Here is a 25413-nt window from a genome sequence, read left to right as displayed (position 1 = left end):
ATTGTAAGCACATGATTTTATGTGGTAGGCTCATTAAATCATGGGTGAATGGCGCTGTGACATACGACGATTTCATCATCGAACTTAACAAGGCGGGGCTCACTGTCCGGCGCTTCGCAGAGCTTATGAGTATGCAACCGAACTCAGTTTCCAACAACAAGAAGAAAGGTGATGTCCCAGTTCATCTCGCTGTGATTGCTAGTCTCCTTGCCGAAATGGTGAGTCGCGATATCGACTATGCTCCGATTTTCGAACGCCTCGAACCCGGTAGGAAGAAGCCGCGCGGTGCCGCCAAGGCTGGAAAATTCGCTGGCGATCCGCAAGGGGTGCTGGAGTTGGATAAATGATCGGCCGGCAGGTGCCCAAGACCACGATGTTCTTGATATGTTCTGGTTTGCGAGATATCGGTGTTCATTCCGTGGAGCGAAAGGAGGCGATGCATGGCGGATAGCTTCGCTTCGCACTGGCGGGAGGCTCTCGCTCTCGATCGCCGTGCAGCCCCAGAATTCTACACGCTGGCTTCTGAGGTGGACCCTGGGCCACATGCGGACGCGATCCGTTTCGCGTTGTCCGATCTAGGACTGGCAGCTGTATTCTGCATCGAGGGCGTTCCGACAATCGGTTTTTTGGACGAACCAGATGTCTCGCTTTCCCGAGTAGATGAGCTGCACCGGGTTCTCTGGAATCAAGGCCTTATGAGCCTGTTGCTCGTGCTAAAGGACGACGAACTCGTTGCTTATTCGCTCGTTCAGCGACCCTTTCAGCGCGAGGAGGGACAAAGGAGCGACCCTCGTCTCATCGTGACGCTGTCGCTCCTGTCGGATGCGCTGAAACTCCGGGAGTTGATCGACTCGACGGAATCCGGACGGTTCTGGTTCGAGAACGACAAGCATTTTGACCCGGACAACCGCGTCGATAGCGTGCTGCTGTCGAATCTGCTGGAGGCGTTTCGCGACATGCGCGGCGATCTCGGTGGCGAAGCCGCTCAGGCGCTGCTTATGCAGACAATGTTCATCGCCTATCTGGAAGACCGTAAGATCATCAAGGAAGCCGTGTTCCAGGATGCTTCCAACAAAACATGCTCCAGTCTCGCGGAGATGCTGGAGGCGGACTCTCCGGCATATTTCGAAACGCTGTTCGTATGGTTAAAAGATGCTTTCAACGGAAACCTCTTCAATGCGCCTTGCGCCTTCGAGACCGGTGATGCGACGCCACCGAAGCTGGTTGTGCGGCATCTGCGGACCTTGGCCCGCTTTCGGCACGGTCGCGAAGAAATGTCATCCGGACAGCTTCGTCTATGGGGCTACGATTTCCGGTATATGTCGATTGGCCTCATTAGCGCGGTTTACGATCGCTTCCTGAAAGAAGAGGCCGAAAAGAAGAGTGCCGACGGTGCCTTCTACACGCCGATGTTCCTGGCAGATGTCGTCGTCAATCAACTCTGGGACGATCTGTCTGAGGAGCAGCGTACAAAGGGCGTGTTCTGCGATCCAGCGTGCGGGTCGGGGATTTTTCTCGTCCGGCTGTTCCAGCGTCTCGTCGCGCATCATTGCCGGATCAGGAACAAGCGTCATGCAGCATGGAACGAACTGAAGTCCATCGCGCGCCGTTTGCATGGTGGGGACATCAATCCCTCTGCCGTGCGCGTTGCCGCTTTTTCCCTCTATATCGCGCTTCTGGAGCAGTCCAACCCGCCCGACCTGCCGGCGCTTCTGAAAGCCGGGAAGCTCTTGCCATCGCTCTACGGAGATACGCTACTCCCGGCGTCAGATTTCTTCGCGGCCGCAGATCTCCCGAAATTCGATGCCGTTATCGGGAACCCGCCCTGGAAAGGGCGTAGCGGACAGGTCACTACCGCCCAGAAATGGGCGAAGGCCAGCCGTTATCCCGATCCTGCAAAGGATATAGCTTGGGGTTTTGTCTGGAAGGCTTTGAAGGTCGTCAAGCCAGATGGACTGGTCGCGTTTTTGCTGCCGGCGATGGGCGTTCTGCACAACACCTCGCAGGAGGCGCAGGATGCGCGACGGCGGCTTCTTCGAGAGACGCGGGTCAGGCGGATCGTCAACCTGTCGGACCTTTGTTTCCAGTTGTTCGATGGAGCACAACGGCCGACTGCACTCGTTCTTTACGCACCAGCACCTAGCGACCAGCCTCCCTATCGTTTCGAATATTGGGTGCCGAAAGCCGATCTCAATCTGAGGCTCAAGCGGCTGATGAGTCTTTCTCGCGCCGATCGTCTTCGATTTCGCTCGGATCTGGTTGGTGAGGACCCGACGCTGTTCAAACGGCGGCTCTGGACGCGTGGCCCGGAAGAAACGCTGCTCCAGTATCTGCGGACCATTCCTGCGCTGAATACGCTCATCAAGGAATATAAGGACGTTCGCAAGGGCAAAGTTGTGATCGATCGGGCGACGGATTGGGTGATAGGGCAGGGGTTCAAACCGGCTCAAGAAGATCGGCTGGACGATTCAGACTATGACACCACGACTGCGGAAGTGGTCACCCATTTTCCGTTTTTGAATGCCCGGGCCTTTCGAACGATCGCCCTCCCAACGATCGGGACCGATCCCTGGTCAACGTCAACCGTTCACCGCGCTGGTTTTGCCGAAGGTTTTGCCGGGCCGCATATCCTGATCCCCCAAGGTGTCGAGCGTTCTATCGGTCGCGTTCGCGCCGCTTATTGCGAGCAAAGTCTGGTCTTTCAGGATTCCATTCAGGCTATCGCATTCCCCGAAGCGCAAGACCGTGTCGCGAAGGTTCTGACGGCTGTACTTAACAGCAGTCTGGCGGCGTGGGTCTATTTCCACGATACCGCCAATCTTGGTGCTGACCGTGCCAAGGTCCACCAAAGCGAATTGCTCAAACTCCCCTTCGATTCCGCTCGGAATATGCCTGATCCCGAAAGGGCGGCGGTCGCGGAAGAGAAAATCGTCCAACTCATCGACCGGGAAGTCGCGAGCGTCAACGCGTTGCTGTCGGTGCAATCTGATCCGCTCGATGCCATCGACCGTTTGGTATTCGACTATTACGGTCTGGACGCGCATGAAATCGCGCTGATCGAGGATACCTTCCATTACATTATTCCGGCGATGCAGCCCAGGCGCAGTGCAGGGCTGCAAAAAATCTGGGCGAACAGCAGGTATGAGCAGCGCGCCGACTATGCCGCCATGCTTTGCGACGCCCTCGCTCCCTGTTTCCGGCAGCCAATTCGGGCGTCGCTAGCGGCAAAGTCTGGCGACGTCGCAGTGTTGAAAGTGACGATCGCTTCCGGTGACGGGGAATACCAGGAAGAGACTTCTCCTGAAGTCGGCCAATTCCTTCAGTCGATCCAGGCTAGTCTGCCTATGCCTCTGCCTGGGAACGTGCAGTTGGTTCCCGATCTGCGCTTTGTGATCGGGAGCGACATGTATCTGGTCAAGCCGATGCAACTCCGGCACTGGCTACGATCGACGGCCTTGGCGGATGCGGAGCAGATTGCGGCTGAGTTCACAACGGCTGTTGCTCGGCATGGTCAGGCGGGTGGTCCGAATGCTGACCGGTGATCTGAATGCATGGCTCCCGCATTTTAGAGGACTGGAAGAACGTATCGCGGAAGCGGTCGAAGCTGCTTGGCCGATCTGCATTGCGCCGCTGCAATCCAAAAAGAATGCGCTGACGCATGAGGATCACATTACCGAACACCTTGTTCAGTCATTGATCCGAACAAAACTGGTGCCGGGGCGGATCATCTATCAATACACATTGCTCGCTGAGGATGGCAGCGGTAACGTATCGGCGCCGAGCAATATCGACTTCGTCCTGACCATCGGTGATGATGAGGATGTCTATCTAGCCTGCGAATGTAAACGGCTGAATGTCCCCTACAAGACTGGGGTGCGTGCGTTGGTCGGCGAATATGTCGATGAAGGACTGATGCGATTTGTAACCGGCCAGTATTCCAGCGGCCTACCATTGGCGATGATGCTGGGCTACGTTATGAATGCGAAATCGGATGTGGCAAGACGTGGCGTCAAGAGAATTCTAGCACTTCGATCCGCTACCGTTGGCCTTCAGTCTGAACGGGATGCGCCTATTTTAAGTGGTCGCCCCATCCGCTTCCATACGACGCACGCTTGTGTTCCCGGGCATCTAATTGAGGTGGCTCATACTTTGCTAGCTTGGCCTTAGCCGTAGACATAGCGTCAGATGGTGGGTGAAAATGAAACGAGTGTCGGTGGTTAAGATCGCTGCATTAGTAGGTGTGGCGCTTGATTGATTAATCGTGGCCAACCCTCGTTTATTCATTCTCACAATTAGAGTGCGGATCGAGTTCAGAAAAGTCGGTCAGCGTGTCGCATCGGATGCAATGGTAGAACTGCGAGGCTTCTTGGAAGCGCATGCCGCAAAGGCATCCGCAGCACGGGCAGCACTCGTCGATTTCCAGATCGGCCCATTCCAATATGCCGAGATATTTGGGGATGGCGTCGCGGTCATATCCGACGATCTGGAAGGCGTCGGCGTTCTTGGCGACGAACCCGTCACGGCCCGCGCGCTGGAGAATGGGTAGAATGTCAGCCGGTCCGATGGCGAACCACTCTCCGCAGGCCTGATTTGCTCAGAAGCGCTGGTGCAGGTGCCGCTCGAGCTGGAACGGATCGGCCGTATCGATCCATCCGAGCAGACGCAGCTCCAGAGGACTGCCGGTCTGAAGATTGCGCGTGCGCTGGCACCAGTTGCGCCCTCTATGGCGAAATCGTCAGTGAAGCCGCTCGATCAGCGTCTCGACCATTTCCTGGTTGGAGTTGGCGATGATGTCAAGCGGACGGGCCTCCTGCCGCATGAGCGCGATCAGCAGGCACCCCGTGAACAGCCAGAACGGCGAGCCGGGGGACAGATTGTGACCGCTGATCATCGCCGTCAGACGTTCCGCAATCGGCGGATATTGCCGATTGCCCCAATGTGCGTGCGTGGGGGTCATCGCGTGAACGGTCACCGCGGCAAGCGCGATCCCCATCGCTCGCTTCTGATGGACCTGCGCATAGCTGTGGCCATTGTCCTTTGCGTAGGCCGCGAGACCGCTCGTCATGAAGTCGCGGGCCCAGGTGTCACAGGCGATCTCCTCTTCGGGTAGCGTCGCGGGCGCGCTGCTATCGACGGAATATCTGACGTGCTGGAATTCGTGCAGCAGCGCGAAGGCGAGCGCCAGCGCGACCAGATCGAAGGCGGCCATATGTTGCGCGTCACCCAGCCCGTCCCGGTCTGAGGTCGGTTTGGGCACGTCGACCGGCCAATCGATATCGGCTGTCTGTTCGGCCGCGATGAGAGATTGCGCGCTGGCGATGCGCTGCTTGTAGTCAAATTCGAAGGGGCCACGCGCCTCGTCGATTTTGAGGGCCTGGTCGAGCGAGATCCCGGTCACCGTCGCAAGATCCAGGGCCGGGGCATAGACCTCGATCGCATGCCACGCGCTGAAGCCGTAAAGCCAGAAGAGATCGATCGTCTTGGTATCGAACTGGATCCGGCTGGCGTCCGCGTTCATCGTAACGCCTTTGGCGCTGGGCGCGACGTCGATGGCGTGGCCGTACTGCGTCCACAGCCGGCTGATGTCGTCGGCGCGCTCCGGGACGGCGCCGCGCAACAGGTGGAGGATGATGGTCTGGTCGGAAGGCTCAATCGTCATGCGTTGTGGTTCTCCTTCTTCCGGCGCTCGCGCCACGTCTGGAACAGATGCATCATGGCCGGTCACCTTCGTGCCGGCTTAACGGTGTCGGCTCGACCCCGCCGGCCATGCGCAAATGGGTAATCGACGACAGAACCGAATTTGCCCAGATCGTGCTGCACTCGACATCGCCGTCGCGCTCGAACCAGTGGGTCGCGCCAGGTATCAAATCGAACGGGATGGGATAAGCCGCTTGGGGGTTGTGGAACACTTCCAGCTCCTGGCACCAGGCTTCGCCCCAAGGCCAGAGCGCCTGATACTCAGGGCTACCGACCTCGAGCTTGAAGTCGATTGGCTCCAATGCGCCGGGCGTTCGATCATACAGGATGCCGTGCCGGATCATCTGCAGGCCGGGCGGGCGCCAGCCGGCGAGGAAGCCGATGCGGTTGAATTTGCCCAGCGTGCCTGCATTGCTGAAAATGATGGCGGACAGATGCGCGAAGTCGGGATCGCGGAACAGGCCGGCGGGTATGCGGTGTTTGCCGGTGAGATTGGAGATCGACGTCCCGACCACGCGGCGTTGCCCGCCTTCGCATTCGACATCGGCCCGTCGGCCATAGAGGTAGGAGGGAAGCGCCTCGCGGCTCCAGACAATCGACCCGGATTCATGGAAGTCGGCGATGGCGATGGCAAAGGGGCGTCCCTTGACGTGGACCATCTCGTGATAGTTGCGTTGTAGCTTGCCTCTCAGCGTCTTGGCGAAACGCTCGGCGGGCTCGCCCGTCAGTCGCTCGTTGCGTTCCTTCGGGGCATGTACCCCATCGCCGATCCCGCCCGCGCGGGGCGTGTCGGAGTTTGCCGTGACCGCCTCGATCCAGCACTCGGCACCATCCTTTTCGATCTGGAAGTCTGGAGAGACATGGTCCTGCCGGACAGCGAGACCCTGCTCGCGGAAGCAGGCGAACAGGTAGAGCTCGAAAAGCCGCGAGGCGAAATTGTTGCTTTGAAGATCGGTGACGAAATTGGCGTCAGGTTTCGGAAGCGCGAGGTAGCATTCACCAACCGCCATCAGGGCGGGCAGATGGCTGAGAGTGCCGGTCAGGAGATCAAATTCGGGCGAGGTCCCACGCGGACCGATCTTTATTAGAGGTGGACGTCGCCGTGCTCCGGGTGGAAGCGGTTCGGGCGGATCGCCGCCGCGCATGCCGATGCTGAGCCGGTCGAGGGCGGCTTCGGGGGTGGAGAACGGGCCACCCTCATCCACGCGCACCCAGCAGTGATCGACGCGCCTACGCAGCGCCAATGTGGTGAACGCCCCGCGCTCTGGATCGAGCAGGACGCAGCCGCATGCGCTGCCGCAGCCGACCTGATAGGTGCCGAAGATGTTGGCTGGCTCGAAGTTCGGCCCACGCTCCAGCGACAGCGCATAGAGTTCGAACTGTCTCTGGCTGATGGGTTTGATCAATCGCTCTTCATCGCTGTCGGCCACTTTTACCTCCACGCTGTTATGAACGGAGGGCAGGCGGCGAGCGGTCGCGTCGACGCGCGCTGAGCCCCAATCATTGAGCCTCCACTGCGTCCGCCGGTGCCAGGATGTCGCTGGCCTCCCATCCGTCGCCGTTAGGTGTGGCGACGAATTCGCGATCCCAGACGCCCCAATTCGCCGGCAGGGGCACGCGTGCCAGGGGGTTGTGGACATAGGTGATAGGACGGCCGCGGCGCGACATGTTGCCGAGACCGACGCGCGACCAGATCACGCCCGAGATATCGGCGAAGCGCTCGTCCAGAAACGCCGTGCGCGGGATGGGATTGCGTGCGCGGTCGATCAGCGGAGCTGCGTGGAATCCCTCCTCGACGACATCCCCGGTCGCGCGATCGATGGTGACATAGGGATCGCCGATCGGGAAGAGCGTGGTCATGATCAGCGGCAATGGCTGTTCGGCGACATAAACGCCAAAGCGGCTCGCGCTGATCGCGACGATCCGCGTGTCTTCGGGCGCGATCACGCCATGTTCGATATAGCGCGCGATCTTCTGCGCCTTGGTCCAGAAAGCGCCGGACGTGCGCAACTGTGCTTGGCGGATCGGGGCGGCGACAAGGCCGCCGCCCTGGTTGATGGGAATGGGGCGCACGATCTGGTCCGGGCCTGGCGCGCCCTCGTCGGGCGCGATGGCTTCGATCCAGATGCGGCGGCCCTCATCGAGGACACAGAGGTCGGGCTGGCCGCCCTGACGCTGCCGATCGACGACGGGCAACAGCGTCCGGCCCGCCTCGAGCAGGGTGCAGCCGAGATACATTTCCCAGAACCGGCCATCGACGTCACGGGCGAAGCCCTGCGGAAAATCCGGGTCGGCATAGCGCTCGTAGGTGGCCCACATAGCTTCGATCTGGTCGTGAAGCTGCTGCTCATACCGCGACTCCGCGACCTTCAGATTCATGAAGCCGCGATCGAGATTGGCGCCGTCGACATCGAAAAGTTTGGTCATCGTCAGATCCCGTTAGGCGCGGCGGAGCATTCGCTCGATAGTCAGGCGCTGATAGCCGTGTGAGAGCACGTGCTGGCGAAGTTGGCGGATGTCGCGTACCCCGAACGCCACCGCCGCCTTCAGCGGGCTGGCGAATGTCGCGTAGTAGGTCCACCGCGCGTCGGCCGGCAGCGGCGCGTGCTGGCGGCGGTCGGTAATGACGACGTCGCGTGGATCGCTGGCGTTGCGGAAGGCGTGGAATGTGATCCAGTCCGGCCGGCGATACCGCGCGGCCTTGCTGAAGGGCACCGACTGCACCTTCACGTCGCTCTGGTCGAGCACCCAGTCGCGCTGCTCTAGGACCTGTCGGACCATGTGACCAACCATCTGTTTGACGCGATCGGCTAGCACGTCCTCACGAAACTCCGCGAGAAGCTGCTCCTCGATGCCCTCGACCGCCGGCTTGCTAAGCTCCGAGGCGGTCTCAAGGCGGGCCACGCTTTCGGGCAGGGTGAGAAACGCCCAAATGCGCTGACCGAGAGCGGACGCGTAGAGCGAGGCGAATTTTTCAGGACTATAGGCAAACATGACCGGGACTCCTTTACCGGGCAAATATGGCCGGTTATAAGCGACTGTCAATGGCGGCCTCGGCAAAGAGGGGCGCGGTCTGAATCGGGGAGGCTGAATTGGACTTCGAGGATCTTGTGACGGCGCTTGAGCCGCCGCCGAACCGTGTCGGCAAGTCCGACGGCGCCCATGAGCACCACCTCTACGAAGGCGCGGTCATGGTCGCCTACGCCATGCATCTCCTGTGCACGGCGGATGCGCACCATGTGCGCATTCATCCCGACGGCGAACATGGCAAGCAATTCGATTTTGCCGCCTGGCTGCTGCGCCGGGAGTTCGCGAAGGTCACAAGCCTAGGCACGACGGCCTATGGCGGTGTCTATCAGAACGCCGTGGGCCAGACAGTCACGGTTAATCCCAAGTCCGGCCTGGGCGATATCGTGGCGGAAGTCGGGGATCGCATCATCTCGGCCGAATGCAAGGGCGGCATCATCAATACGCGACACCCGGGCTAGGTCTCCCGGCTCTACAAGGGGCTGTGCGAGACGGTCGGGATGCTGATGGCGACGCCGTTGCAGGGTCGACAGGTTGCGGTCGTGCCACTTACGGAAGGCACCTTGCGTCTGGCCGAGCGTCTGGCGCCGCGTTGCGCGCTAGCCGGCATCGAACTTGCGCTTGTCGGCAGCCGGGGCGAGGTCATGGATGTGAACCCCGCGTGGGATGTGGATGCCGCGACGGACAAGGGTCGGGAAAATAGGAAAAGGATCGTTTGATGAGAAGAGTGCTGACGGTCGGCGTGACCTATACCGGCGATGCTATCGAGGGCGTGGAGATCGAGAATTTGGGCCTGTGTCGGCCCGGCGTGGATCGTGCACGCGCGGCGTATCCGCTCTACGAATATGACACGATCGTCATCAATCCGGAGAGCTACAGCCATTTTCTGTTTGGCACGGTCGGGGAGTTTTCAAACGAATCGAACGAGTTGGGCCGGCTCAAGCGCCAGAACGACAGCTACGATATCGATACCGCCTTCGACCTCGACGACCGGGAGAAGGAGATGGAGGTCGCGATCGCGGACGGCGCGACCGTGATTTGGTGCCTGTCCGAACTGAAACGGATGAATTTCTTCGGCTATCGCGAAACGCATCTCGGTTATGTCGCGCCGAAGATCGCCAGCTTCGTCAAACGCTCGGATCTTCTCGTGAAGAAGGGCCGGCGGCTGGGTGGCATCGATCCCGACAGTCCGTTTGTCCGCTACTTCGACGTACTGTCCAAGGCCGGCGGCTGGACCCTTTGCCTCTCCGATCCGATTGACGGGTTCAGCTCGATCGCTGCGACGCCGGAAGGCTACAGTCTGGGCGGCAGGGTGACGCTCGGTACGACGACGGGTTGGTTGCTGACGCCGCCGACCTCGCCGGAGGCGGCCAACCAGCTCGTTCGTGACAGCCTGGCGGTGGAAAAGGCCGACCCCGCGCACGAGAAATACCACGGCATCTTCTTGAGCCATACAGGTGTAGACAAGCCCTTCGTGCGCCAACTCCGCAAGGATCTCATGGCTCATGGCGTGCCGCGGGTGTGGCTGGACGAAGCCGAGATCGACATTGGCGATTCGCTCATAGCCAAAATCGAGGAGGGCATGGAGCTCAGCAGATACATCGCAGTCGTGTTGTCTAAGAAGTCGATCGGCGCACCCTGGGTGAAGAAGGAACTCGACGTGGCGATGAACAGGGAGATCGCCAGCGGCGAGGTCGTGGTGCTGCCGCTGCTCTACGAAAATTGCGAGCTGCCTGAATTCCTGAAGGGCAAGCTCTACGCCGACTTCTCGAAAGCCGAAGACTATGAGGTCGTCTTGGGCAAGCTGCTGCGGCGGCTTCGGATAACCTGATGAGCGGCGAGGTGATCGGCCCGAGCGCCGCAATGCTCGATGCGATTGCCGACCTGTGGCGGCTCTGCCCCCCAGGGCCGGACAATATCCTCAAGCATCCGGCCTTCGTGCGTCTACGTGAAGCCTGCCGGGATGGCTACCCCGGCGCCGGCAAGACAGGACCGGACTTCGCGCTCTCGACGGCGTTGAGAGCGCTGGGTCTGCCGTGTCATTTGCAGGGCGCAGCGGCGTATCTGGCGCTGCCTGTGGAGAAAGCGGCGACGGGCCTCGACGCAGCGCTGCGCGCCACCCAGTCCATCCGGGTGCATCTCGCACCGCTTGATCTGGGGGATGACCTTCCGCCGCTTGCGTTCGGTTCGGCAAAGGTCTGCCGGCTGACGGCCGACGAGTTGCGCTCCTTGGTCGATGAACGCCGACTGAAACGGCTCTATCCGAGACAGCAATTCGACGCCGATCGGTTCGCTCAGTTTCAATGGCTGGTCGTTGAGGAGACGGTGGCGTTCAAGCACGAGCCGGAAGCACGAGCGGTTCCGATCTTCTCAATAGACTTCAGCCAGGATCTGGGGCGGATCGAGCCGCACAAAGGACGGTTTCCGGGCGTGTTTGAAGAAGCGCTGTTCTTCTTGCTGTTGGCGCCTTGGGAGAGTTGGTCGACCATGCCGGAGGTCGATTGGCGAGGGTTTCGGGTACCTTGGGTCCATACGGTCGATAGTGACATCTTCATCCATCTCAGCACTCCGCCGTCGCCGGATACGCTTGGCTGGGAACCGCATATTTACGACGACGGTTATGGCGGGACCGTCGAGGAGGAGCGGCCGGTAGTACTGCGCTTAGAAGATGAGGTCACAACCGAATTGCCGGTTTGGGACCAGAGGCGTTGGGCAGTCGTCGAGAAGGCGAAGCAATCGGCTTTGTTCGAAACACCGATCACTCACTTCTTGGTCCGCGCGTTTCTGGCGGAGGGCATCGACGAGTTTCTGGCGCATATCACGACGATCGAAGCGGCGCTGGGCCTGCGTGCCGACTATCAGAAGAACTTCCGGGTGGCGCCCGATCGCCACAAGGGAATGGGGCCTACAAAAAGGATGCAAGCCCGTATCGCCGGACTTCTCGACGATCACAGCTACGCCGATCAATATGAGCGGCTATTCAACGTGCGAAGTGCGTTCCGGCACGGCCGCGCGATGACAGCCATTTCGACAGAGGAACGGGTCATCGCTCGGTCGTTAGCTCGAAAGGTAGTGGACGCGCTGATTCTCGCCACGCAGGCCCGCACGATTTCATCCCGCGAAGACTTTCTAGATGGCCTTCTCGATAAGGGCTCGCCGCTCATATAGTCGGTGCCACCAGCTTCATGTCGATCAAGCAGCGGTTGCACGAGCGGGGTTCCTGAGTACGTGACGCGGCTGCTAGAGGCCTCACTCACTGGCGCGAAAAGCTTGCTTCACCTAGGTAGGCTAGAGCCAATCACTTAGATTGCTACTGCCACGGAATGTCGGCATCGGTAGTTGCGTGCCCCCGCAACCACTCTACAGCACGCTAGACCACGCTAATTTACGATAGTCTGCGACATGTTATTCCCTTGAATAGATAGGTTCAAATCATGTTCGGGCCGCTTCGAAGTGGCAGCGGCCCTGGCATGTCTGTCGTGCCGAAAATTCGTAGATCATATGCGGGTCGACGAGTAACGGTTTCAGCCACCTAGCGCGGCGGCTTTGCACCCATGGAGCTTGGATGTATTGCCCGCGTTCCAAAAGGCCGAGCGCTCAGGATTACGGGGGTTGGGCACCCGGGCTGAAGGCCGGGCGAACTGTATCGCACGGACCTTCCCTTCTCGCCCTAACCTGTGCCAGTTACATCCGTGGTCACCATGGGCGGAGCTTATGAAGTAGCGGGTGGCGTCGGCCAGCCGGACTTGAGGCGGACGGCTTTTAACTGCTACTTTTCCAAATCTTGAGCCATCTTGTAATGATGCTCGAGCGCCGGCAGTGTCTTTGCAGCCCAGGCCTTCAGTTCCGGATTTTCGCCACCTTCAGCATAGCGCTTAAAGAGATCCACCGCGTCCTCGTGCGCGTCGACCTGATCGTCGAAATATTCCTCTTTGAACTCGTTGCCAGAAAGCTTGGCCAGGCCTTCGACCTCTTCCTTAAGATCTTCCGTCAGCGCTGTCACCGGAGTTCCCTTGACCTTGCCACCGGCGAGCATTGCCTTCATCTCAGCACTCGTCTTCTCGTGATCGGTAATCATCTGCTGAGCGAAAACTTTGGTCTGCTCGTCGCCTTTCTGCACTGCAAGCTTGCTCGATTCGATTTCGAACATGTCGCTAGCGGATGCCTGCATGACGAAATCCTCTGTCGAAGGTGCCCTGCCGATCAAGGAATTGGCGCCGGTGCTTTCCGCCGTCGACTGGGCGAATGCCGAAGCGGACGCCGCGAGGATGACAGCTGCGGTAATGATGATCTTTTTCATGTCGGTACTCCTTGATAGGGTCCGAATAGTTCCGCAAGAACGGCGAGGGAAGCCGACCCTGCTGAACAGGACGGGCTCGGATAGCTAAGCAGCGGTGCTTGGATCAGTTTTGCGAAACGCACTGCGCCCGAACGCCGGCGCGCGGGACGTAGGAATTGTCCGAAGCGCGGTATGACTGATAGCGATTTGCGCACCACTGAACATGGCTTGATGCGCCACCATTGGAGCGCGGCTGGTTCGCAATTGCCCCGCCAATAATTGCTGCCGCACCGAACGCGGCTGACGGATACCAGAAACCGTCCGAGTGGCGACGATAGCCCGGCCTGCGGTCACGATAGCCACGTTGTCCATTGTAGTAGCCCTGGCGGCGATATTCGCGGCGATCGCGCATGTCGCGATCCCGGCGAAACTGTACTTCCTCGACTTGGCGGTTTGCCTGGTCAGGTTTTGCGACAGGCAACGGAACAGCAAATGCTGTGGTCATTGACGTGAGGCTGATCGCCACAGCCAAGGTCGCTGCGGACAGCGCTTTAGACAAATTTCTCATATTGGGGTTTCCCCGGTTACGAGAGGTAACCTCCCGCACAGAGTATGGTTCCCTCATGACGCCGCCCTGCATCACGGCCTCTTCGAAAAGCTCCGCTCAGCTGTCGCGTATATGGTCAAGTTCGCAGCATGATCCGCTGCTCGCACAGATCGTTTCGGATCGTCGTCGCGGCAACCGAGGCCTGGCCCATGGCACTGCTGATTTGATCCAGCCCCAGCACCACATCACCAGCCGCATACAGCCCGGCGATCGTTGTCCTCTGATGCCAGTCGACCTCGACGCATCCGACCTCCGTTCGCTTGGCTCCGAGTGCTCCTGCAAGCTCCGACCGGATATCCGATCCCATTGCTGGGTAAATCGACTCGAACGTCATGGATGCCCCAGGCAGGCCGACGATGATCCGGTTTTCCTTCAAGTCGATTCCGCTGATCGGACCTGAGAAAACTTCTATTCCATGTCGCGCCAGCGTCGCCAACTGCTCCCGGCTCAGGTCGTGAGTATCTCGAGGTGATATCATGGTGACTCGGGCGGTAAAGCTCCGCAGGAACAGCGCTTCGTTCAAAGCCCGTTGGCCGGTACCGACAACGCCGACATCCTTGTCGGTGATCTCGAAACCATCGCAGATCGGGCAGTACCGGATCAAGCCTTTCTCCAGAGCCTCCGTGTGCAGGTCGTCCGGCATCGGCGGACGATGGTTGACAACGCCGGTGGCGAGCAACACGGCGCGCGCCTCGACGAATTCGCCATCCGCCATTGCAATGAAACCGTCCCCATTCCTTTCCAGGGACGTCACCTCGGCGACCCGAAACTTTGCTCCATAGCGTTCGGCCTGGAGCCGCATCTGTCGCACGAGATCGCGCCCGGCTATGCCTTCCGGATAACCGGCGTGGTTGTGGGTGATCGGGATGGACGCCGCGCGGCCCTGACCGTGGTCCAATACGATCACGGCCAGATGGAAGCGTGCCAAGTAAATGGCGGCGGTGAGCCCTGCAGGCCCACCGCCGATGACTACGCAATCATAATTCATTGCGGGAAATCATGGGGTCAGCACCACCTTGATGCAGTTGTCCTTCTTGTCGCGGAAGGTTTCGTAGAGGGCGGGCCCGTCTTCGAGCTTTGCCCGGTGGGTAATGATGAAGCTTGGGTCGATCTCGCCTTCCTCGATACGGCGCAGCAGGTCGAGCGAGTAACGGTTGACATGAGTCTGGCCGGTTCTGATGGTCAGGCCCTTGTTCATCGCCGCGCCAAACGGGATCTTGTCCAGGAAGCCGCCGTAGACGCCCGGAACCGAGACGATCCCGCCGGGGCGGCAAGCCATGATGGCGGCGCGCAAGGCGTGTGGCCGGTCCGTGCCCAGGAGCGTCGCTGCCTTGACCTTGTCGATGACGGCGTCGAAGGACGCGGTGGCGTGGGATTCGGCTCCGACGGCATCGATGCATTTGTCCGCGCCGTGACCGCCGGTCATTTCCTTGATCCGGTCCGGAATGGTCGCATCCTCGTCGTCGAAGTTGATGATTTCCGCGCCGGCTTGCTGTGCCAGCGCAAGGCGCTCCGGCACGTTGTCGATCGCGATGACGCGTGCTGCTCCCTGCATCAGGGCGCTCTTGATGCAGAACTGGCCGACGGGGCCGCAGCCCCAGATCGCCACGATGTCGGAAGGCTCGATCTCGCAGTTGGCAGCCGCCATCCAGCCTGTCGGGAAAATATCGCCGAGGAATAGCGCTTGTTCGTCGCTCATGCCGTTCGGGATGATGATCGGCGAGACGTCGGCGTAGGGGACGCGGACATATTCCGCCTGGCCGCCGGCATAGGCCCCCGTCAGATGCGAATATCCGAACAGGCCCGCCGTCGGATAACCGAATGCTTTCGTCGCATTGTCGGCGTTGCGGTTGGTCCTTTCGCAGACCGACCAGTTGCCCTTGAGGCATTGCTGGCACTCGCCGCAGCAGATGGTGAACGGCACGACAACCCGGTCTCCAACCTTCAGCTTCTTGTTGTCGCGGCCGACTTCGACCACTTCGCCCATGAACTCGTGACCGAGGATGTCGCCCTTTTCCATGAAGGGGATGTATCCGTCCATGAGGTGGAGGTCGGATCCGCAGATCGCGCAGGCGGTCATCTTGATGATGACGTCCCGGCCGTCCTCAATCGTGGGGTCCGGGACGCTGTCGCAGCGGATATCGCCCTTGCCGTGCCAGCAAAGTGCCTTCATCTGGTAATCTCCTTGTTGTTGTCTTGGACGGCCGTACCGGTCGCACGGATTTCCGTGGTCGCTACGAGGACAAGTGCGGCGATGCCGATAAGATAGTTGGGCCACCTTAAATCCGCCGGGAAATCGAGAAATGACGGCAAGGTCAGCATCGCGATGGCGAAGACGATATCCAGCATAAGGTGAAAACGAACCCTGAGATACCTGATCACGCCAAGTTCGTAGTCCGTGATCAGGCTATAGAGAATCGCAATGATCCCCAGGGTAACCAAGGTCATTCTCGTGGCGCCTTGGAAACCTAGTATGAACGGCAGCGCGATGACAACGAGACCGACGATGTAGTCGATCACGCCATGCACGAGCGTCGGTATAAAGCGCATTTGCTTCCTCCTTATTTCGCGAGTGAGTGTCGCGACGACGGTACTGGGTCAGTGCCCAGGCATGGCGGTCAGACAGACCGGCGGCCGGATGTTTCCATCGTGAGGACAGCGCGCTTTGTACCTGCCACTCCTCCGAACCATGACGCAGCCGCACCAAGCGCGAGGGCTAGGAACCCGAGGATGGCACCCGTCGAGACCGTCGTGGCTGCGACCTCGGCTGCATTGACCGCCTGTTGCTTCGCTGCCGCCATGTTCTCGCGGTAAGTCTTTTCGTATTGTTCGACTTGGGTGCGCGCCTGGTCGACCGGAATGCCCTGTGCCCGCGAGATCGCGTCAGCGGCGCGCGTTCTCGCATCTTCAGCCGTTGCCTGATCTCCAGTCATGGCCGCCCGTACGGCCGAGACTGCCGCATCCTGAAGCGCCTTCGGATCGCTTCCCGTCGAGCCTCGGATCTGACGTTCGATGCCGGCCATAGGATCGGTGGCGCTCGCGAGCGAAGGTGCTGCGGTCATTGCCGCCGTCGCGGCGGTCTGCCCTACGCCGCCTATAGCACTGGACAGCCCGTTGAACGCGCCGCCGATTAGAGCGCCGACGGAGGTCGTCAGCATGTAGAGAACTACGAGAGTCGTGACCGCCCAGGTCGTCACGCCGTGATAGCCACCGGTCGATTTGCTGGGGCGACCAGAAAGTCGGCTGGCGACATAGCCTCCGACGAAAGCCGCGACGATACCGGCGACGACAAACCAGAGGCCTCCGGCGATCGAAAACGTCGTTGCTTCCGGATTGTCGGAGGTGGCCGGATCGAGAACTGCAGCACCGATGCCGACCCCGAGCAGATTGAGGAGGAACTGGATCGCGAGTGCGATGACGACTCCGGCGAAGATCGCGCCCCACGAGACCTTGTTCAACGCGGCCGTGGCCAAGGGATCGAGCGTATGGACCGTATCGTGGTGGAGATGAGTGGAAGTGGGTAGGGTCATCGGAGTGCTCCTGATTGGCTCCGCCATTGCGGTGCTCGCTAACCCGGCGAAGCCCGGCGAGTTCCATGCAACTTCAAAGGAAAACGTCAGAAGCGAATATCTTTGAGATCGTGTCGGAACCTCCCTCATCGCAAGGGCCACCCGGTGACTATTTCCGCCCCCTTCCAATCTCGCGCGCCAGAATGGGTCCTGCAAATGGCTCCAGAGCGCCTCGCCGACATCCAGCGGTCCGGGCAGTACGCCCGCCGGTTGTCGAGACGGAAGGACGTGCGCTCGCATGCTGGAACCCGGAATGAATGCAATGATCGATCCGGCGAAGGAAAAGGCAGGTGCCGACAGCCAAACTATCTTCGAGCTTCTCGATGTCGAAAAAGTTTATGAGGTCACCAAATCCGAAGGGTTTCTGAAACGCAGCAAACGAAAACTCGCCGCCCTCGATGGTGTGCGCCTGCGCATCGATCAGGGCGCCAGCATGGCGCTGGTCGGCGAGAGTGGCTCAGGCAAATCCACGCTTCTGCGCGTGCTTCTCGGCCTGACGGAACCGACACAGGGGCTGGCGCTTTATCGCGGTCGTTCGGTCAACCAGATGCGCGAAGCAGGGCCGGACTTCGCCCGCGACGTGGCGATGGTCTACCAGGACGCGCGCGGCTCGCTCAATCCGCGCATGACGGTCGGCCAGTTAATCGCCGAGCCGCTGCGCCATTTCGGCATCTGCCCGGAGAGCGACATTGCGGAGCAGACAAGATTGCTTCTGGCACGCGTCGGCCTCGCCGCCGATGTCGCAGGGCGTTATCCGGCCGCCATGTCTGGCGGGCAGATCCGCCGCGTGGCGATTGCCCGTGCACTTGCCTCCAACCCGACCGTTCTGGTCGCTGACGAAGCCGTTTCCGGGCTAGACGTCTCGACCCAGGCACAACTCCTCAATCTGCTGCGCAAACTACAGAAGGAAATGGGGCTGACGCTGATCTTCATCAACCATGATCTCGGCGTGGCGAGTTATCTCTGCGCGGAAATCGCCATCATGTATCTCGGCTGCATCGTCGAGACCGGACCGACACAGGCGGTGCTGAACAATCCGGCGCATCCCTATTCGAAGGCGCTCCGCCATTCCGCGCCGGAATTTTTCGAGCCGATCTCCGACCCGCTGCCCGGCGAAATCCCGAGCCCGCTAGATCTTCCGCCCGGCTGCCGTTTTTCCGGTCGCTGTGCGGTTGCACAATCCGACTGTCTGGCAAATGATCCGGTCCTGACCCGCAGGGGGCACGACCGGGCCGTCGCCTGTTACCACCCATACGCAATGTCAAACATATCGCCTGAGGGCACCAAGGAACCGCATGTCACATTTTGATTTCTTCTCCGCGCGACGCCCGTCGACGCTCTCCACCGAAGCCATGATCGCCACCTCCCACCCGCTGTCGACCGCAGCCGGGCTGGAAATCCTGCAGGATGGCGGCAATGCCGTGGATGCGGCGATCGCCGCCGTTTCGGTCCAGTGCGTCGTTGATCCGCTGATGACGGGGATCGGTGGCGATTGTTTTGCGCTCTACGCGCCTGCTGGAGAGAAGGTCAAGGCGCTGAACGGCTCCGGCCGCGCACCAGCGGCAGCAAGTGTAGCCAAACTGACGGAACTCGGTCTTTCCGGCGAAATTCCGCAAACCAGCCCGCATGCGATCACCGTGCCCGGCGCGATTTCCGCCTGGTGCCGCCTGCATGCCGATCACGGTACACTGTCGCTGGAGCGTCTGTTCATGCGTGCCATCGGTTATGCCCGCAAGGGTTTTGTCGTCACCCCGCGTGTCGCCATGGACTGGGCCAACCACGAGGGAAGCATAGCGGGCGACGCCCATGCCGCAGCCGTCTTCCTGCCGAACGGAAAGGCGCCGGCCGCCGGCGACATCATCAAGCAGCCTCTGCTTGCCGAACGCCTCGAGGAAATCGCTGCCAAGGGTGCGGCCGCTTTCTATGAAGGAGAAGCCGCGGCAAAAATGGTCGCCCATCTCAATTCGCTGGGCGGGCTGCACACGGTGGAAGACTTCGCCGCTGGCAACGATGGTGCAAACTGGATGGAGCCGGTCAGCACGAATTATCGCGGTTATGACGTGCATGAATGCCCGCCGAACGGCCAAGGCCTTGCCGCCCTGCTGATCCTGAAAATCATCGAGGGTTTCGATATCGCCTCAATGACCGATGCTGATCGCATCCATCTGCATGCGGAAGCGACCAAGATTGCCTATCATCACCGTGATGCTCTGATCGCCGATCCCGAGCACTGCCCGGGCGTTGCCGAGAAATTGCTCTCCGACGAGGTGATCGCCACACTGCGCGCCCGTATCGACATGAAACGCGCCCTGCCACCGGTTCTCTGGGATGAGCCGGAACACAAGGACACGATCTATCTCTGCGTTGTCGATGGTGAGGGCAACGCGATCTCCTTCATCAACTCCATCTTCCATGCTTTTGGCTCGACCCGTCTCGACCCGGCGACCGGCGTGCTTTTCCATAGCCGAGGCGCTTCTTTCCGCCTGATCGAGGGCCATCCGAACGCGATCGGCCCACGGAAACGCCCGATGCACACGATCATCCCGGGCATGGTGACCAAGGACGGCAAGGCGCTGATGCCTTTTGGCGTGATGGGTGGACATTATCAGGCGGCGGGACACGCAGCATTCCTGTCCTGCGTCATTGACCATGGTCTTGGTCTTCAGGAAGCGATGGATGTACCGCGCAGTTTTGGCTTCGGCGGCGTGTTGGAAGTCGAACCGACCATTGCGCTGGAGGTCCGCGCCGAACTGGAAGCCCGCGGCCATGTCCTCAAAGTCGCCAGTAGCCCAATCGGTGGCGGCCAGGCGATCCGCATCGGCAATGGCGTGCTCGAAGGCGGTTCCGACAGCCGTAAGGATGGCATGGCTCTCGGTACTTGAAGCCGACGGCGGACGTGCCTTCGGCTCTTCTCGCTTCTGGTGAGTCCTTGAAAGCAACCTGATTGGGGAGCTTGCGGTGATGAGCACATCCGGCTTCCAGATTGATGGGGAGTGCAGCGTTACTATGCCGCGTTTACGCAGCACTACGAAAAAGGCCGATGCCCCTTTCGGCAGCCAGAACCATAGGTAACCGGTTCGGGTGTTTGTACCCCACAAGTTAAGATGAAATCCTGCCCCCTCAACTGAATGCCTCAGGAAGTGTCGCTACGACACGACCGCATGGAGGAGGCTACACGTCGTCGGCTTGCAATAGCGCCACTCCGCGACTTCTGTCTGATCACCGAGAATATTCCGGCCCTGAGGTTGTCGACAATCGCAAGGCTCACAAAGGCAACCTCGATCTATTTAACCCGGAGAACCTGCAGTCGCTTTGCAATCATCGTTACGACTGCTCGAAGCAGATCATCGATAAGGGCAAGAACGTCGCGGTAGACGGAGGTGATGGGTATTCGATCGAGCTAGGCTAGCGAGCTAATGCGCCATCCACGCGAGCGATAAGATTAGCAGAGCAAGCGCGACAATGAGACCGATGTAATGGGCGAATTCTCGCGTATACTTCCTGTGCATTAGTAACTCCTCCTAGATGCCTAACTGCCAAAATGCCTCGGCGTTCCGCGCCGACGAGGCGGGATTGAGGGGTAGGTCAAAGTCTGACCCGTCCGGCAGCCCTACCGGCTGTGTCCAACAGCGATAGCGCTAATACGGTTTTTTGCCTCTCGCGTGCGCAAGCACGCCAGGACCGACGAGGATCTACGACATGGCCAAGAGTTCGAATCGGCCTCATAAATTCTTGCACCAAGGCTTCACCGGCCTTATTTCTGCCGACACCACCGGCAAGGAAGCCGCCCCTTCGTGAGGGGCAGCTATTCTTGTTTCTAGGGATCAGGATCTGGGCCGTCGCAGAATGATTGGTTCGTTACCGCCTTGGTTGTTGCTGCGGTAGTTCCTGTGGTCACGCCTTTCAGATCGTCGACGGTCGTTGCGATCCCAGTCGCGGCGGTCGCGGTGATCATCACGTCGCGCCTCGCGGTGACGGTTTCAATCGCGCCTGTCGTGATGCCAACGATCCCAGTCCCGACGTGGCCGGTCGACACGGTAGACGTACGGGGGGCCGTCGTAGCGGCTGTAACTGCGCCCGTAGGTCGAGTAGCCGCTCTCGCTGACGCAGCCTGCGAGAGTGAGGCAGGCCATGGCTGCTGCGGCTAGCGTGGATAACTTCCTAAACCTAATTGCGACCCTCCGTTCGATCGGCACAGAAACGGGCACTATGCTGAACGTTCCGCTGGGGTGTTAGATAGGTGGGGGCAGCAAGATCAGGAACAACTGAAGACGTCTCGCATTTCCATCCAGAAAGGAGATCGCAATGAACCTCATAAGGCCAGCGGCGCATTATACTCTGGAAGAGCTGCAGGAGGCTTACGAGCTAAACATTCCTCAAGCTGCCCAAATAATTGATAAATTTGGTGGGGAGAAAACCCGCATTGACAGATTTATGAGCCGCTGCATTCGGCGGCGCGCATAGCGGTACGGAACCTTCCTTGCGCTCATCGGTTTATTTGACAAGCGTATAACAGGAGGAAACGACATGGACTGGAACCGCGTGGAAGGTAACTGGAAGCAGGTGAAGGGTAAGGTCAAGGAGCAGTGGGGCAAGCTCACTGACGACGACCTCGACGTCATAGCCGGCAAGCGCGATCAGTTGGAAGGCAAGATCCAGGAGCGATACGGTTACGAAAAGGACCGCACCACCAAAGACATTGACGACTGGTATGGGCGTCAGAGTTGGTAATCAGGAGACCCCGCTTCATCGGCGGGGTTTTTTATTTTGTCATAATTTTCTTTTTTTGCCGGAACCAAAGCAGGGCAGGGTCGTTTCTCACCGCCACGAAAAAATTCGTGGGATCAATTGCATACGAGGAAATACTCATGAAGACGATTATCGCCGCCGCCCTTGCTCTTGGAACGATGAGCACCGCTGTTCTCGCTCAGCAGTCCACTGCTCCCGCTGCGACCGCCCCTGCCGCGACAGCTGCTTCGGGCGCCGATGCGACGATGGTAGGTCCGGGTATCACCATGGGCACGGCAGCAACAATGCCGCTCAAGACCGTAGAGATCAAAGACACAGACCTAGTTACCTCGAAGCTTGTCGGTCTGAACATTTACAACAAGGAAAACGAGGAGGTCGGCGAGATCTCCGACGTCGTGATCGGGAACGGCAAGTCCGTCATCGGCGTAATCGCGAGCGTTGGTGGCTTCCTTGGCCTTGGTGCAAGCTACGTCGTGATCGATCCGGCGTCTATGGCACTTGCGGACGATAACGGCACCTGGAAGGCCTACGTCGACACCAACAAGGATGACCTGTCGAAGGCTCCGAAGTTCGACTACGACAAGCTGAAGAAGTAATTATCGAGTCCTGCCGGCGACCACGGATGTAATGGCGCCCGGTTAAGCTCGAGACCAAGGTCGGCGCGAGGTTTCGCTCCGGCCTTTTTTATTTGATCGCGGAACGAAATTTGCGGCCACCGATTATGTCGGTCACCACGGGAGATTAATCAATGATGATCATCCACGACTGGATTGACGACCGTCTTGAGGAGCGCCGGTTTGCGGCCTTGCCAGCAGGCAATGAGCACGATTTCGCAATGCTTGCGGGTGTCCTTAGGGCGGAAGCCGAAGCCGCGGGTTACAGCGCAGATCGTCTGGTTGAGGCCTGCGACGGTGACGTTGTAGCGTACATTATGTCTCGACAATTGCGGTCAGTTTCTGCTGAGGGCGCCGGCGCAGAACTTACGCTTTAGCACATGGTCAAAGGGCTCTACCGCCCTATCTCAGAGAAGTGAAAACCGGAGAGGGTATCATGAGTAAAGCAATCACTACTGTATTCGCCGTGGCTTTGGCTACCGTCGCGTTGTCGTCTTGCGGCAACACGATCCGCGGCATGGGGCAGGACACGGCCAACACCGTGAACGCAACCCAGGATGCCGGCAATCGTGTCGGGAATGCTGCCGCTAGGTGAGGTACCAAAGCGACAAAAGGGCGGCGGAAATGCCGCCTTTTTATTTTCAAGGCATACGTGCGACGCAAGTGAAGTCGAATTGGTCCGACATCTTTGTCAGGTCGTGCTGTTGATGGGGGGTCTCCTTGGGGACACTTCAAAAACCGTGCATTATCTGTGACATCTGGGCGGAGACACCTGCACAACGATGCCCGGTAAGCGCAGGGCAGCGTGCTGCACGCACGGTTGTTAATGGATGCCATTCGGGCGCCGCTCACCTTGCAGACAAGGATCAGCAGGAACGCATCGGATCATGGCGAGTCCAAGGGCAGCGATTACAGATCGAGGTTGTCAGTGGCATCTGCCGCCCCATAGTGGAGCGGCTCGCGGATGCCGCTTTCGGTGCTGCGTCGCCAGTGACACCAAAGTTCATCTCCCCGTCTGATTCTGCCGCGCAATGGACCGGCGCTCACGAAGGCCATGCCTTCTTCGCCTACGCCACCAATTATCTGATAGACACCGATCATGGTGTCATTGTCGATGTGGAGGCTACGCGTGCGATCCGCCAGGCCGAAGTCGGGGCATCCCGCACGATGCTCGAAAGGACCGAGAATCGCTTTGGCTTGAGGCCGGGCTATGTGGCTGCGGACAGCGCTTACGGTTCCGCCGACAACTTGGCATGGCTTGTCAAGGAGAAGAAGATCGAGCCGCACATTCCGGTCTTTGACAAGTCGAACCGGACGGGCGGCACCTTCTCCCGTTCGGACTTCACTTGGGAAGCCGAGAACGAGCGATACATCTGTCCGGCCGGGAACGAACTGAAGCAGTTCCACCGCACTTACGATACGCCAAGATCGGGGATCACGTCCGAAGGCACACGGATTTATCGTGCCAGCAAAAAGGACTGTGATGTCTGTGATCTGAAACAGCGTTGTTGCCCTAACACGCCTATGCGCAAGGTGCCGCGCGATCTCAATGAGGATGCGCGCGATGTTGCCAGAGCGATTGCAGCCACACCGGAATATGAACTGTCGCGTCACCGCCGAAAGAAAGTGGAGATGCTCTTCGCGCATCTCAAACGCATTCTACGGATGGCGCGTCTTCGGCTTCGAGGACCGTGTGGTGCGCAAGACGAATTCTTGCTTGCAGCCACCACAAAATCTAAGGAGATTGGCCAAACTCAGGCCGCAAACGCCAACACATGGCGTCATTGCCGCATGAGAGCGAAATGAATGGAGACCCTGCGCCGAAGCGCGGGGCAGAAACGCATTGGCACTCCGCCCGGAAAACAAAATCGGCGGATGAGCAGCCAATCTAGCGAGTTTTTCAACGAAATCGGCCGAAAGCGGACCCCACCGCCCTTACATCTAACAAAGGGGCTTGAAGATTTTCGAGAGTGCCTAAGTTAGTTGCTCGCAATGGGAGTAACAACCTATGATCTACGCGATTGTCATCATCGGCTTTTCCGTCGCCATGGGCACCGTTCTAATTCGATATGGCATGGGAGGCGGCGAAGAACGGTAAAGCTTGTTTCCGCCCACTTCGCCCTGACATCAAAAGCCCCGCTACAACTTACTGGAAGTAGCGGGGCTTTATATCTAGCCCCGGAGCAGACGCAACAGAGTGTGGCGGCCATGGAACTGCTAATTCCGAATAAGGTTCCGCCGTTGTCTCGCCACTATGCCATCACTGGCGAGTAGTGCTGCCTTCAGGCTGGTTAGATTGAGAAGGCCCACCTGTCCCACCGTCCGGATGAGGGCTTTGGTCAGTAGGCGCCGACACAGCGGGTCCGGTACTGGGCGGGGCGGGTTGCGTTGGTGAGTTGCTTTGAGCTGGGGGTGTCGCGGTATTCTCGGCGGGAGCATCGGTAGACTCTCCCCACATCTCCGCTCCAAGCCAAGCAATCATTGCCAGCGCCAAACCAGCAACAAGAACAATCAACACCGGACGACCGGTTCTGCCCTGTCGCGCGTCTGTGCCAGTCTCGACAACTTTACGATCCATTGTGTCACTCTCCCAATTAGGTGAGCCGAACCAGATGAGGCCGAGTTAGTTCCACTTGGAAGGTCCTTAATTAATCGGCCTGTTTCGCTCCCTGCCGTCACCGTTTCCAAACCAATGGCGGCAGTCTTCGTTGACCCCTTGCAAAGAGGGCCGCTTCCTCACCGTCGTACGCATCCGAGTTGGGCCGCATTGTGCAGTGAGTGAGAGTGTGGATGCTCTGTCTATATAGACGGCAATATAGACGGTGCTTCACACATGGACTTGACGAATGATCTCACCGGGCATTTCAGCCG

General features: G+C 59.4%; 24 protein-coding genes and 1 pseudogene. 14 read left to right on the top strand and 11 right to left on the bottom strand.

All coding sequences use genetic code 11. From position 1 onward, the window contains the following. Positions 1 to 56 precede the first annotated feature (56 nt). The 4 genes from MRBLMR1_RS12915 to MRBLMR1_RS12900 all read left to right on the top strand — a co-directional run bounded on the left by MRBLMR1_RS12915 (position 57) and on the right by MRBLMR1_RS12900 (position 4546). A complete protein-coding gene (locus tag MRBLMR1_RS12915; RefSeq protein WP_220359540.1) occupies positions 57 to 347 on the top strand; it encodes an XRE family transcriptional regulator in 291 nt (96 codons plus the stop codon). 93 nt (positions 348 to 440) lie between these two features. After that, positions 441 to 3542 (top strand): HsdM family class I SAM-dependent methyltransferase, encoded by a 3102-nt coding sequence (locus tag MRBLMR1_RS12910; protein WP_500064953.1) that lies wholly within the window; start codon positions 441 to 443, stop codon positions 3540 to 3542. Continuing rightward, on the top strand, positions 3529 to 4167 hold the full coding sequence (locus tag MRBLMR1_RS12905; protein WP_500064952.1) for a hypothetical protein: 639 nt from the start codon (positions 3529 to 3531) through the stop codon (positions 4165 to 4167). The genes MRBLMR1_RS12910 and MRBLMR1_RS12905 overlap by 14 nt, the downstream gene beginning before the upstream one ends. 178 nt (positions 4168 to 4345) lie before the next feature. After that, positions 4346 to 4546 carry a hypothetical protein gene (locus MRBLMR1_RS12900; RefSeq protein WP_500064951.1) on the top strand — a complete coding sequence of 67 codons (201 nt, stop codon included), beginning with the start codon at positions 4346 to 4348 and terminating at the stop codon, positions 4544 to 4546. A gap of 189 nt (positions 4547 to 4735) precedes the next feature. Here MRBLMR1_RS12900 and MRBLMR1_RS12895 read toward each other — a convergent pair whose 3' ends face one another. From MRBLMR1_RS12895 to MRBLMR1_RS12880, 4 genes are all read right to left on the bottom strand, one after another. Then, entirely contained in the window at positions 4736 to 5659 is a 924-nt protein-coding gene (locus tag MRBLMR1_RS12895; protein WP_500064950.1) for a phage exclusion protein Lit family protein, read from the bottom strand. A 52-nt stretch (positions 5660 to 5711) separates the two neighbouring features. Next, positions 5712 to 7127 carry a hypothetical protein gene (locus MRBLMR1_RS12890; RefSeq protein WP_500064949.1) on the bottom strand — a complete coding sequence of 472 codons (1416 nt, stop codon included), beginning with the start codon at positions 7125 to 7127 and terminating at the stop codon, positions 5712 to 5714. A gap of 70 nt (positions 7128 to 7197) precedes the next feature. Continuing rightward, entirely contained in the window at positions 7198 to 8124 is a 927-nt protein-coding gene (locus MRBLMR1_RS12885) for a hypothetical protein (RefSeq protein ID WP_500064948.1), read from the bottom strand. Between the two features lie 12 nt (positions 8125 to 8136). Continuing rightward, positions 8137 to 8691, bottom strand: a complete 555-nt coding sequence (locus MRBLMR1_RS12880) for a hypothetical protein (RefSeq protein WP_220359547.1) — start codon at positions 8689 to 8691, stop codon at positions 8137 to 8139. A gap of 98 nt (positions 8692 to 8789) precedes the next feature. Here MRBLMR1_RS12880 and MRBLMR1_RS12875 point away from each other — a divergent pair, with 98 nt between their 5' ends. From MRBLMR1_RS12875 to MRBLMR1_RS12860, 4 genes are read left to right on the top strand one after another with little or no spacing between them, the layout of a single operon-like run. Continuing rightward, a complete protein-coding gene (locus MRBLMR1_RS12875; RefSeq protein ID WP_500064946.1) occupies positions 8790 to 9185 on the top strand; it encodes a hypothetical protein in 396 nt (131 codons plus the stop codon). Positions 9186 to 9230: 45 nt separating this feature from the next. After that, the gene (locus MRBLMR1_RS12870; protein ID WP_500064945.1) at positions 9231 to 9443 is read left to right on the top strand and encodes a hypothetical protein; all 213 of its coding nucleotides are present in this window, start codon (positions 9231 to 9233) and stop codon (positions 9441 to 9443) included. Continuing rightward, the gene (locus MRBLMR1_RS12865) at positions 9443 to 10555 is read left to right on the top strand and encodes a toll/interleukin-1 receptor domain-containing protein (protein WP_500064943.1); all 1113 of its coding nucleotides are present in this window, start codon (positions 9443 to 9445) and stop codon (positions 10553 to 10555) included. The genes MRBLMR1_RS12870 and MRBLMR1_RS12865 overlap by 1 nt, the downstream gene beginning before the upstream one ends. After that, complete coding sequence (locus tag MRBLMR1_RS12860; RefSeq protein ID WP_500064941.1) at positions 10555 to 11892, top strand: hypothetical protein; 1338 nt, start codon at positions 10555 to 10557, stop codon at positions 11890 to 11892. The genes MRBLMR1_RS12865 and MRBLMR1_RS12860 overlap by 1 nt, the downstream gene beginning before the upstream one ends. Positions 11893 to 12493: 601 nt before the next feature. Here MRBLMR1_RS12860 and MRBLMR1_RS12855 read toward each other — a convergent pair. From MRBLMR1_RS12855 to MRBLMR1_RS12830, 6 genes are all read right to left on the bottom strand, one after another. After that, on the bottom strand, positions 12494 to 13024 hold the full coding sequence (locus tag MRBLMR1_RS12855) for a DUF4142 domain-containing protein (RefSeq protein ID WP_404946179.1): 531 nt from the start codon (positions 13022 to 13024) through the stop codon (positions 12494 to 12496). Positions 13025 to 13127: 103 nt separating this feature from the next. Beyond that, positions 13128 to 13571 carry a BA14K family protein gene (locus tag MRBLMR1_RS12850; protein WP_404946180.1) on the bottom strand — a complete coding sequence of 148 codons (444 nt, stop codon included), beginning with the start codon at positions 13569 to 13571 and terminating at the stop codon, positions 13128 to 13130. A gap of 115 nt (positions 13572 to 13686) precedes the next feature. Continuing rightward, entirely contained in the window at positions 13687 to 14598 is a 912-nt protein-coding gene (locus MRBLMR1_RS12845; protein ID WP_500064939.1) for an NAD(P)/FAD-dependent oxidoreductase, read from the bottom strand. 9 nt (positions 14599 to 14607) lie between these two features. Beyond that, complete coding sequence (locus tag MRBLMR1_RS12840) at positions 14608 to 15783, bottom strand: zinc-dependent alcohol dehydrogenase (protein WP_404946182.1); 1176 nt, start codon at positions 15781 to 15783, stop codon at positions 14608 to 14610. After that, entirely contained in the window at positions 15780 to 16160 is a 381-nt protein-coding gene (locus MRBLMR1_RS12835) for an SPW repeat domain-containing protein (RefSeq protein ID WP_500064937.1), read from the bottom strand. Before MRBLMR1_RS12835 ends, MRBLMR1_RS12840 begins: the two co-directional genes overlap by 4 nt. 68 nt (positions 16161 to 16228) lie before the next feature. Then, positions 16229 to 17140 carry a PhnA-like protein gene (locus MRBLMR1_RS12830; RefSeq protein WP_500064935.1) on the bottom strand — a complete coding sequence of 304 codons (912 nt, stop codon included), beginning with the start codon at positions 17138 to 17140 and terminating at the stop codon, positions 16229 to 16231. A 277-nt stretch (positions 17141 to 17417) separates the two neighbouring features. Between MRBLMR1_RS12830 and MRBLMR1_RS12825 the strand changes: the two genes are divergently transcribed. The 4 genes from MRBLMR1_RS12825 to MRBLMR1_RS12810 all read left to right on the top strand — a co-directional run bounded on the left by MRBLMR1_RS12825 (position 17418) and on the right by MRBLMR1_RS12810 (position 22524). Then, positions 17418 to 18488 (top strand): oligopeptide/dipeptide ABC transporter ATP-binding protein, encoded by a 1071-nt coding sequence (locus tag MRBLMR1_RS12825; protein WP_500064934.1) that lies wholly within the window; start codon positions 17418 to 17420, stop codon positions 18486 to 18488. After that, a complete protein-coding gene (locus tag MRBLMR1_RS12820; protein ID WP_500064932.1) occupies positions 18475 to 20061 on the top strand; it encodes a gamma-glutamyltransferase family protein in 1587 nt (528 codons plus the stop codon). Before MRBLMR1_RS12825 ends, MRBLMR1_RS12820 begins: the two co-directional genes overlap by 14 nt. A 1645-nt stretch (positions 20062 to 21706) precedes the next feature. Next, entirely contained in the window at positions 21707 to 21910 is a 204-nt protein-coding gene (locus MRBLMR1_RS12815; protein ID WP_148144907.1) for a CsbD family protein, read from the top strand. Positions 21911 to 22047: 137 nt separating this feature from the next. Further along, a complete protein-coding gene (locus MRBLMR1_RS12810) occupies positions 22048 to 22524 on the top strand; it encodes a PRC-barrel domain-containing protein (protein ID WP_500064930.1) in 477 nt (158 codons plus the stop codon). A 149-nt stretch (positions 22525 to 22673) separates the two neighbouring features. Here the strand turns inward: MRBLMR1_RS12810 and MRBLMR1_RS12805 are convergent, their stop codons facing one another. Further along, positions 22674 to 22871 (bottom strand): hypothetical protein, encoded by a 198-nt coding sequence (locus MRBLMR1_RS12805; protein ID WP_183687953.1) that lies wholly within the window; start codon positions 22869 to 22871, stop codon positions 22674 to 22676. A gap of 107 nt (positions 22872 to 22978) precedes the next feature. Here MRBLMR1_RS12805 and MRBLMR1_RS12800 point away from each other — a divergent pair, with 107 nt between their 5' ends. Beyond that, entirely contained in the window at positions 22979 to 23137 is a 159-nt protein-coding gene (locus tag MRBLMR1_RS12800; RefSeq protein ID WP_210298141.1) for an entericidin domain-containing protein, read from the top strand. A gap of 344 nt (positions 23138 to 23481) precedes the next feature. Continuing rightward, positions 23482 to 24337 (top strand): annotated as a pseudogene (locus MRBLMR1_RS12795) (transposase); the annotation flags it as partial. Positions 24338 to 25413 lie beyond the last annotated feature (1076 nt).

The sequence above is a fragment of the Neorhizobium sp. LMR1-1-1.1 genome (genome assembly GCF_040675795.1).
GTDB lineage: Bacteria > Pseudomonadota > Alphaproteobacteria > Rhizobiales > Rhizobiaceae > Neorhizobium > Neorhizobium cellulosilyticum.
The sequence above is the reverse complement of the archived record's forward strand: the minus strand, read 5'-3'. Positions and strand labels throughout refer to the sequence as shown.

Excerpts from the sequence above, each read along its gene's own strand:
- MRBLMR1_RS12910 (WP_500064953.1), top strand. The coding sequence starts at position 441 with ATGGCGGATAGCTTCGCTTCGCACTGGCGGGAGGCTCTCGCTCTCGAT.
- MRBLMR1_RS12905 (WP_500064952.1), top strand. The coding sequence starts at position 3,529 with ATGCTGACCGGTGATCTGAATGCATGGCTCCCGCATTTTAGAGGACTG.
- MRBLMR1_RS12900 (WP_500064951.1), top strand. The coding sequence starts at position 4,346 with ATGGTAGAACTGCGAGGCTTCTTGGAAGCGCATGCCGCAAAGGCATCC.
- MRBLMR1_RS12895 (WP_500064950.1), bottom strand. The coding sequence starts at position 5,659 with ATGACGATTGAGCCTTCCGACCAGACCATCATCCTCCACCTGTTGCGC.
- MRBLMR1_RS12885 (WP_500064948.1), bottom strand. The coding sequence starts at position 8,124 with ATGACCAAACTTTTCGATGTCGACGGCGCCAATCTCGATCGCGGCTTC.
- MRBLMR1_RS12880 (WP_220359547.1), bottom strand. The coding sequence starts at position 8,691 with ATGTTTGCCTATAGTCCTGAAAAATTCGCCTCGCTCTACGCGTCCGCT.
- MRBLMR1_RS12870 (WP_500064945.1), top strand. The coding sequence starts at position 9,231 with ATGGCGACGCCGTTGCAGGGTCGACAGGTTGCGGTCGTGCCACTTACG.
- MRBLMR1_RS12865 (WP_500064943.1), top strand. The coding sequence starts at position 9,443 with ATGAGAAGAGTGCTGACGGTCGGCGTGACCTATACCGGCGATGCTATC.
- MRBLMR1_RS12860 (WP_500064941.1), top strand. The coding sequence starts at position 10,555 with ATGAGCGGCGAGGTGATCGGCCCGAGCGCCGCAATGCTCGATGCGATT.
- MRBLMR1_RS12855 (WP_404946179.1), bottom strand. The coding sequence starts at position 13,024 with ATGAAAAAGATCATCATTACCGCAGCTGTCATCCTCGCGGCGTCCGCT.
- MRBLMR1_RS12850 (WP_404946180.1), bottom strand. The coding sequence starts at position 13,571 with ATGAGAAATTTGTCTAAAGCGCTGTCCGCAGCGACCTTGGCTGTGGCG.
- MRBLMR1_RS12845 (WP_500064939.1), bottom strand. The coding sequence starts at position 14,598 with ATGAATTATGATTGCGTAGTCATCGGCGGTGGGCCTGCAGGGCTCACC.
- MRBLMR1_RS12840 (WP_404946182.1), bottom strand. The coding sequence starts at position 15,783 with ATGAAGGCACTTTGCTGGCACGGCAAGGGCGATATCCGCTGCGACAGC.
- MRBLMR1_RS12835 (WP_500064937.1), bottom strand. The coding sequence starts at position 16,160 with ATGCGCTTTATACCGACGCTCGTGCATGGCGTGATCGACTACATCGTC.
- MRBLMR1_RS12830 (WP_500064935.1), bottom strand. The coding sequence starts at position 17,140 with ATGACCCTACCCACTTCCACTCATCTCCACCACGATACGGTCCATACG.
- MRBLMR1_RS12825 (WP_500064934.1), top strand. The coding sequence starts at position 17,418 with ATGCTGGAACCCGGAATGAATGCAATGATCGATCCGGCGAAGGAAAAG.
- MRBLMR1_RS12820 (WP_500064932.1), top strand. The coding sequence starts at position 18,475 with ATGTCACATTTTGATTTCTTCTCCGCGCGACGCCCGTCGACGCTCTCC.
- MRBLMR1_RS12815 (WP_148144907.1), top strand. The coding sequence starts at position 21,707 with ATGGACTGGAACCGCGTGGAAGGTAACTGGAAGCAGGTGAAGGGTAAG.
- MRBLMR1_RS12810 (WP_500064930.1), top strand. The coding sequence starts at position 22,048 with ATGAAGACGATTATCGCCGCCGCCCTTGCTCTTGGAACGATGAGCACC.
- MRBLMR1_RS12800 (WP_210298141.1), top strand. The coding sequence starts at position 22,979 with ATGAGTAAAGCAATCACTACTGTATTCGCCGTGGCTTTGGCTACCGTC.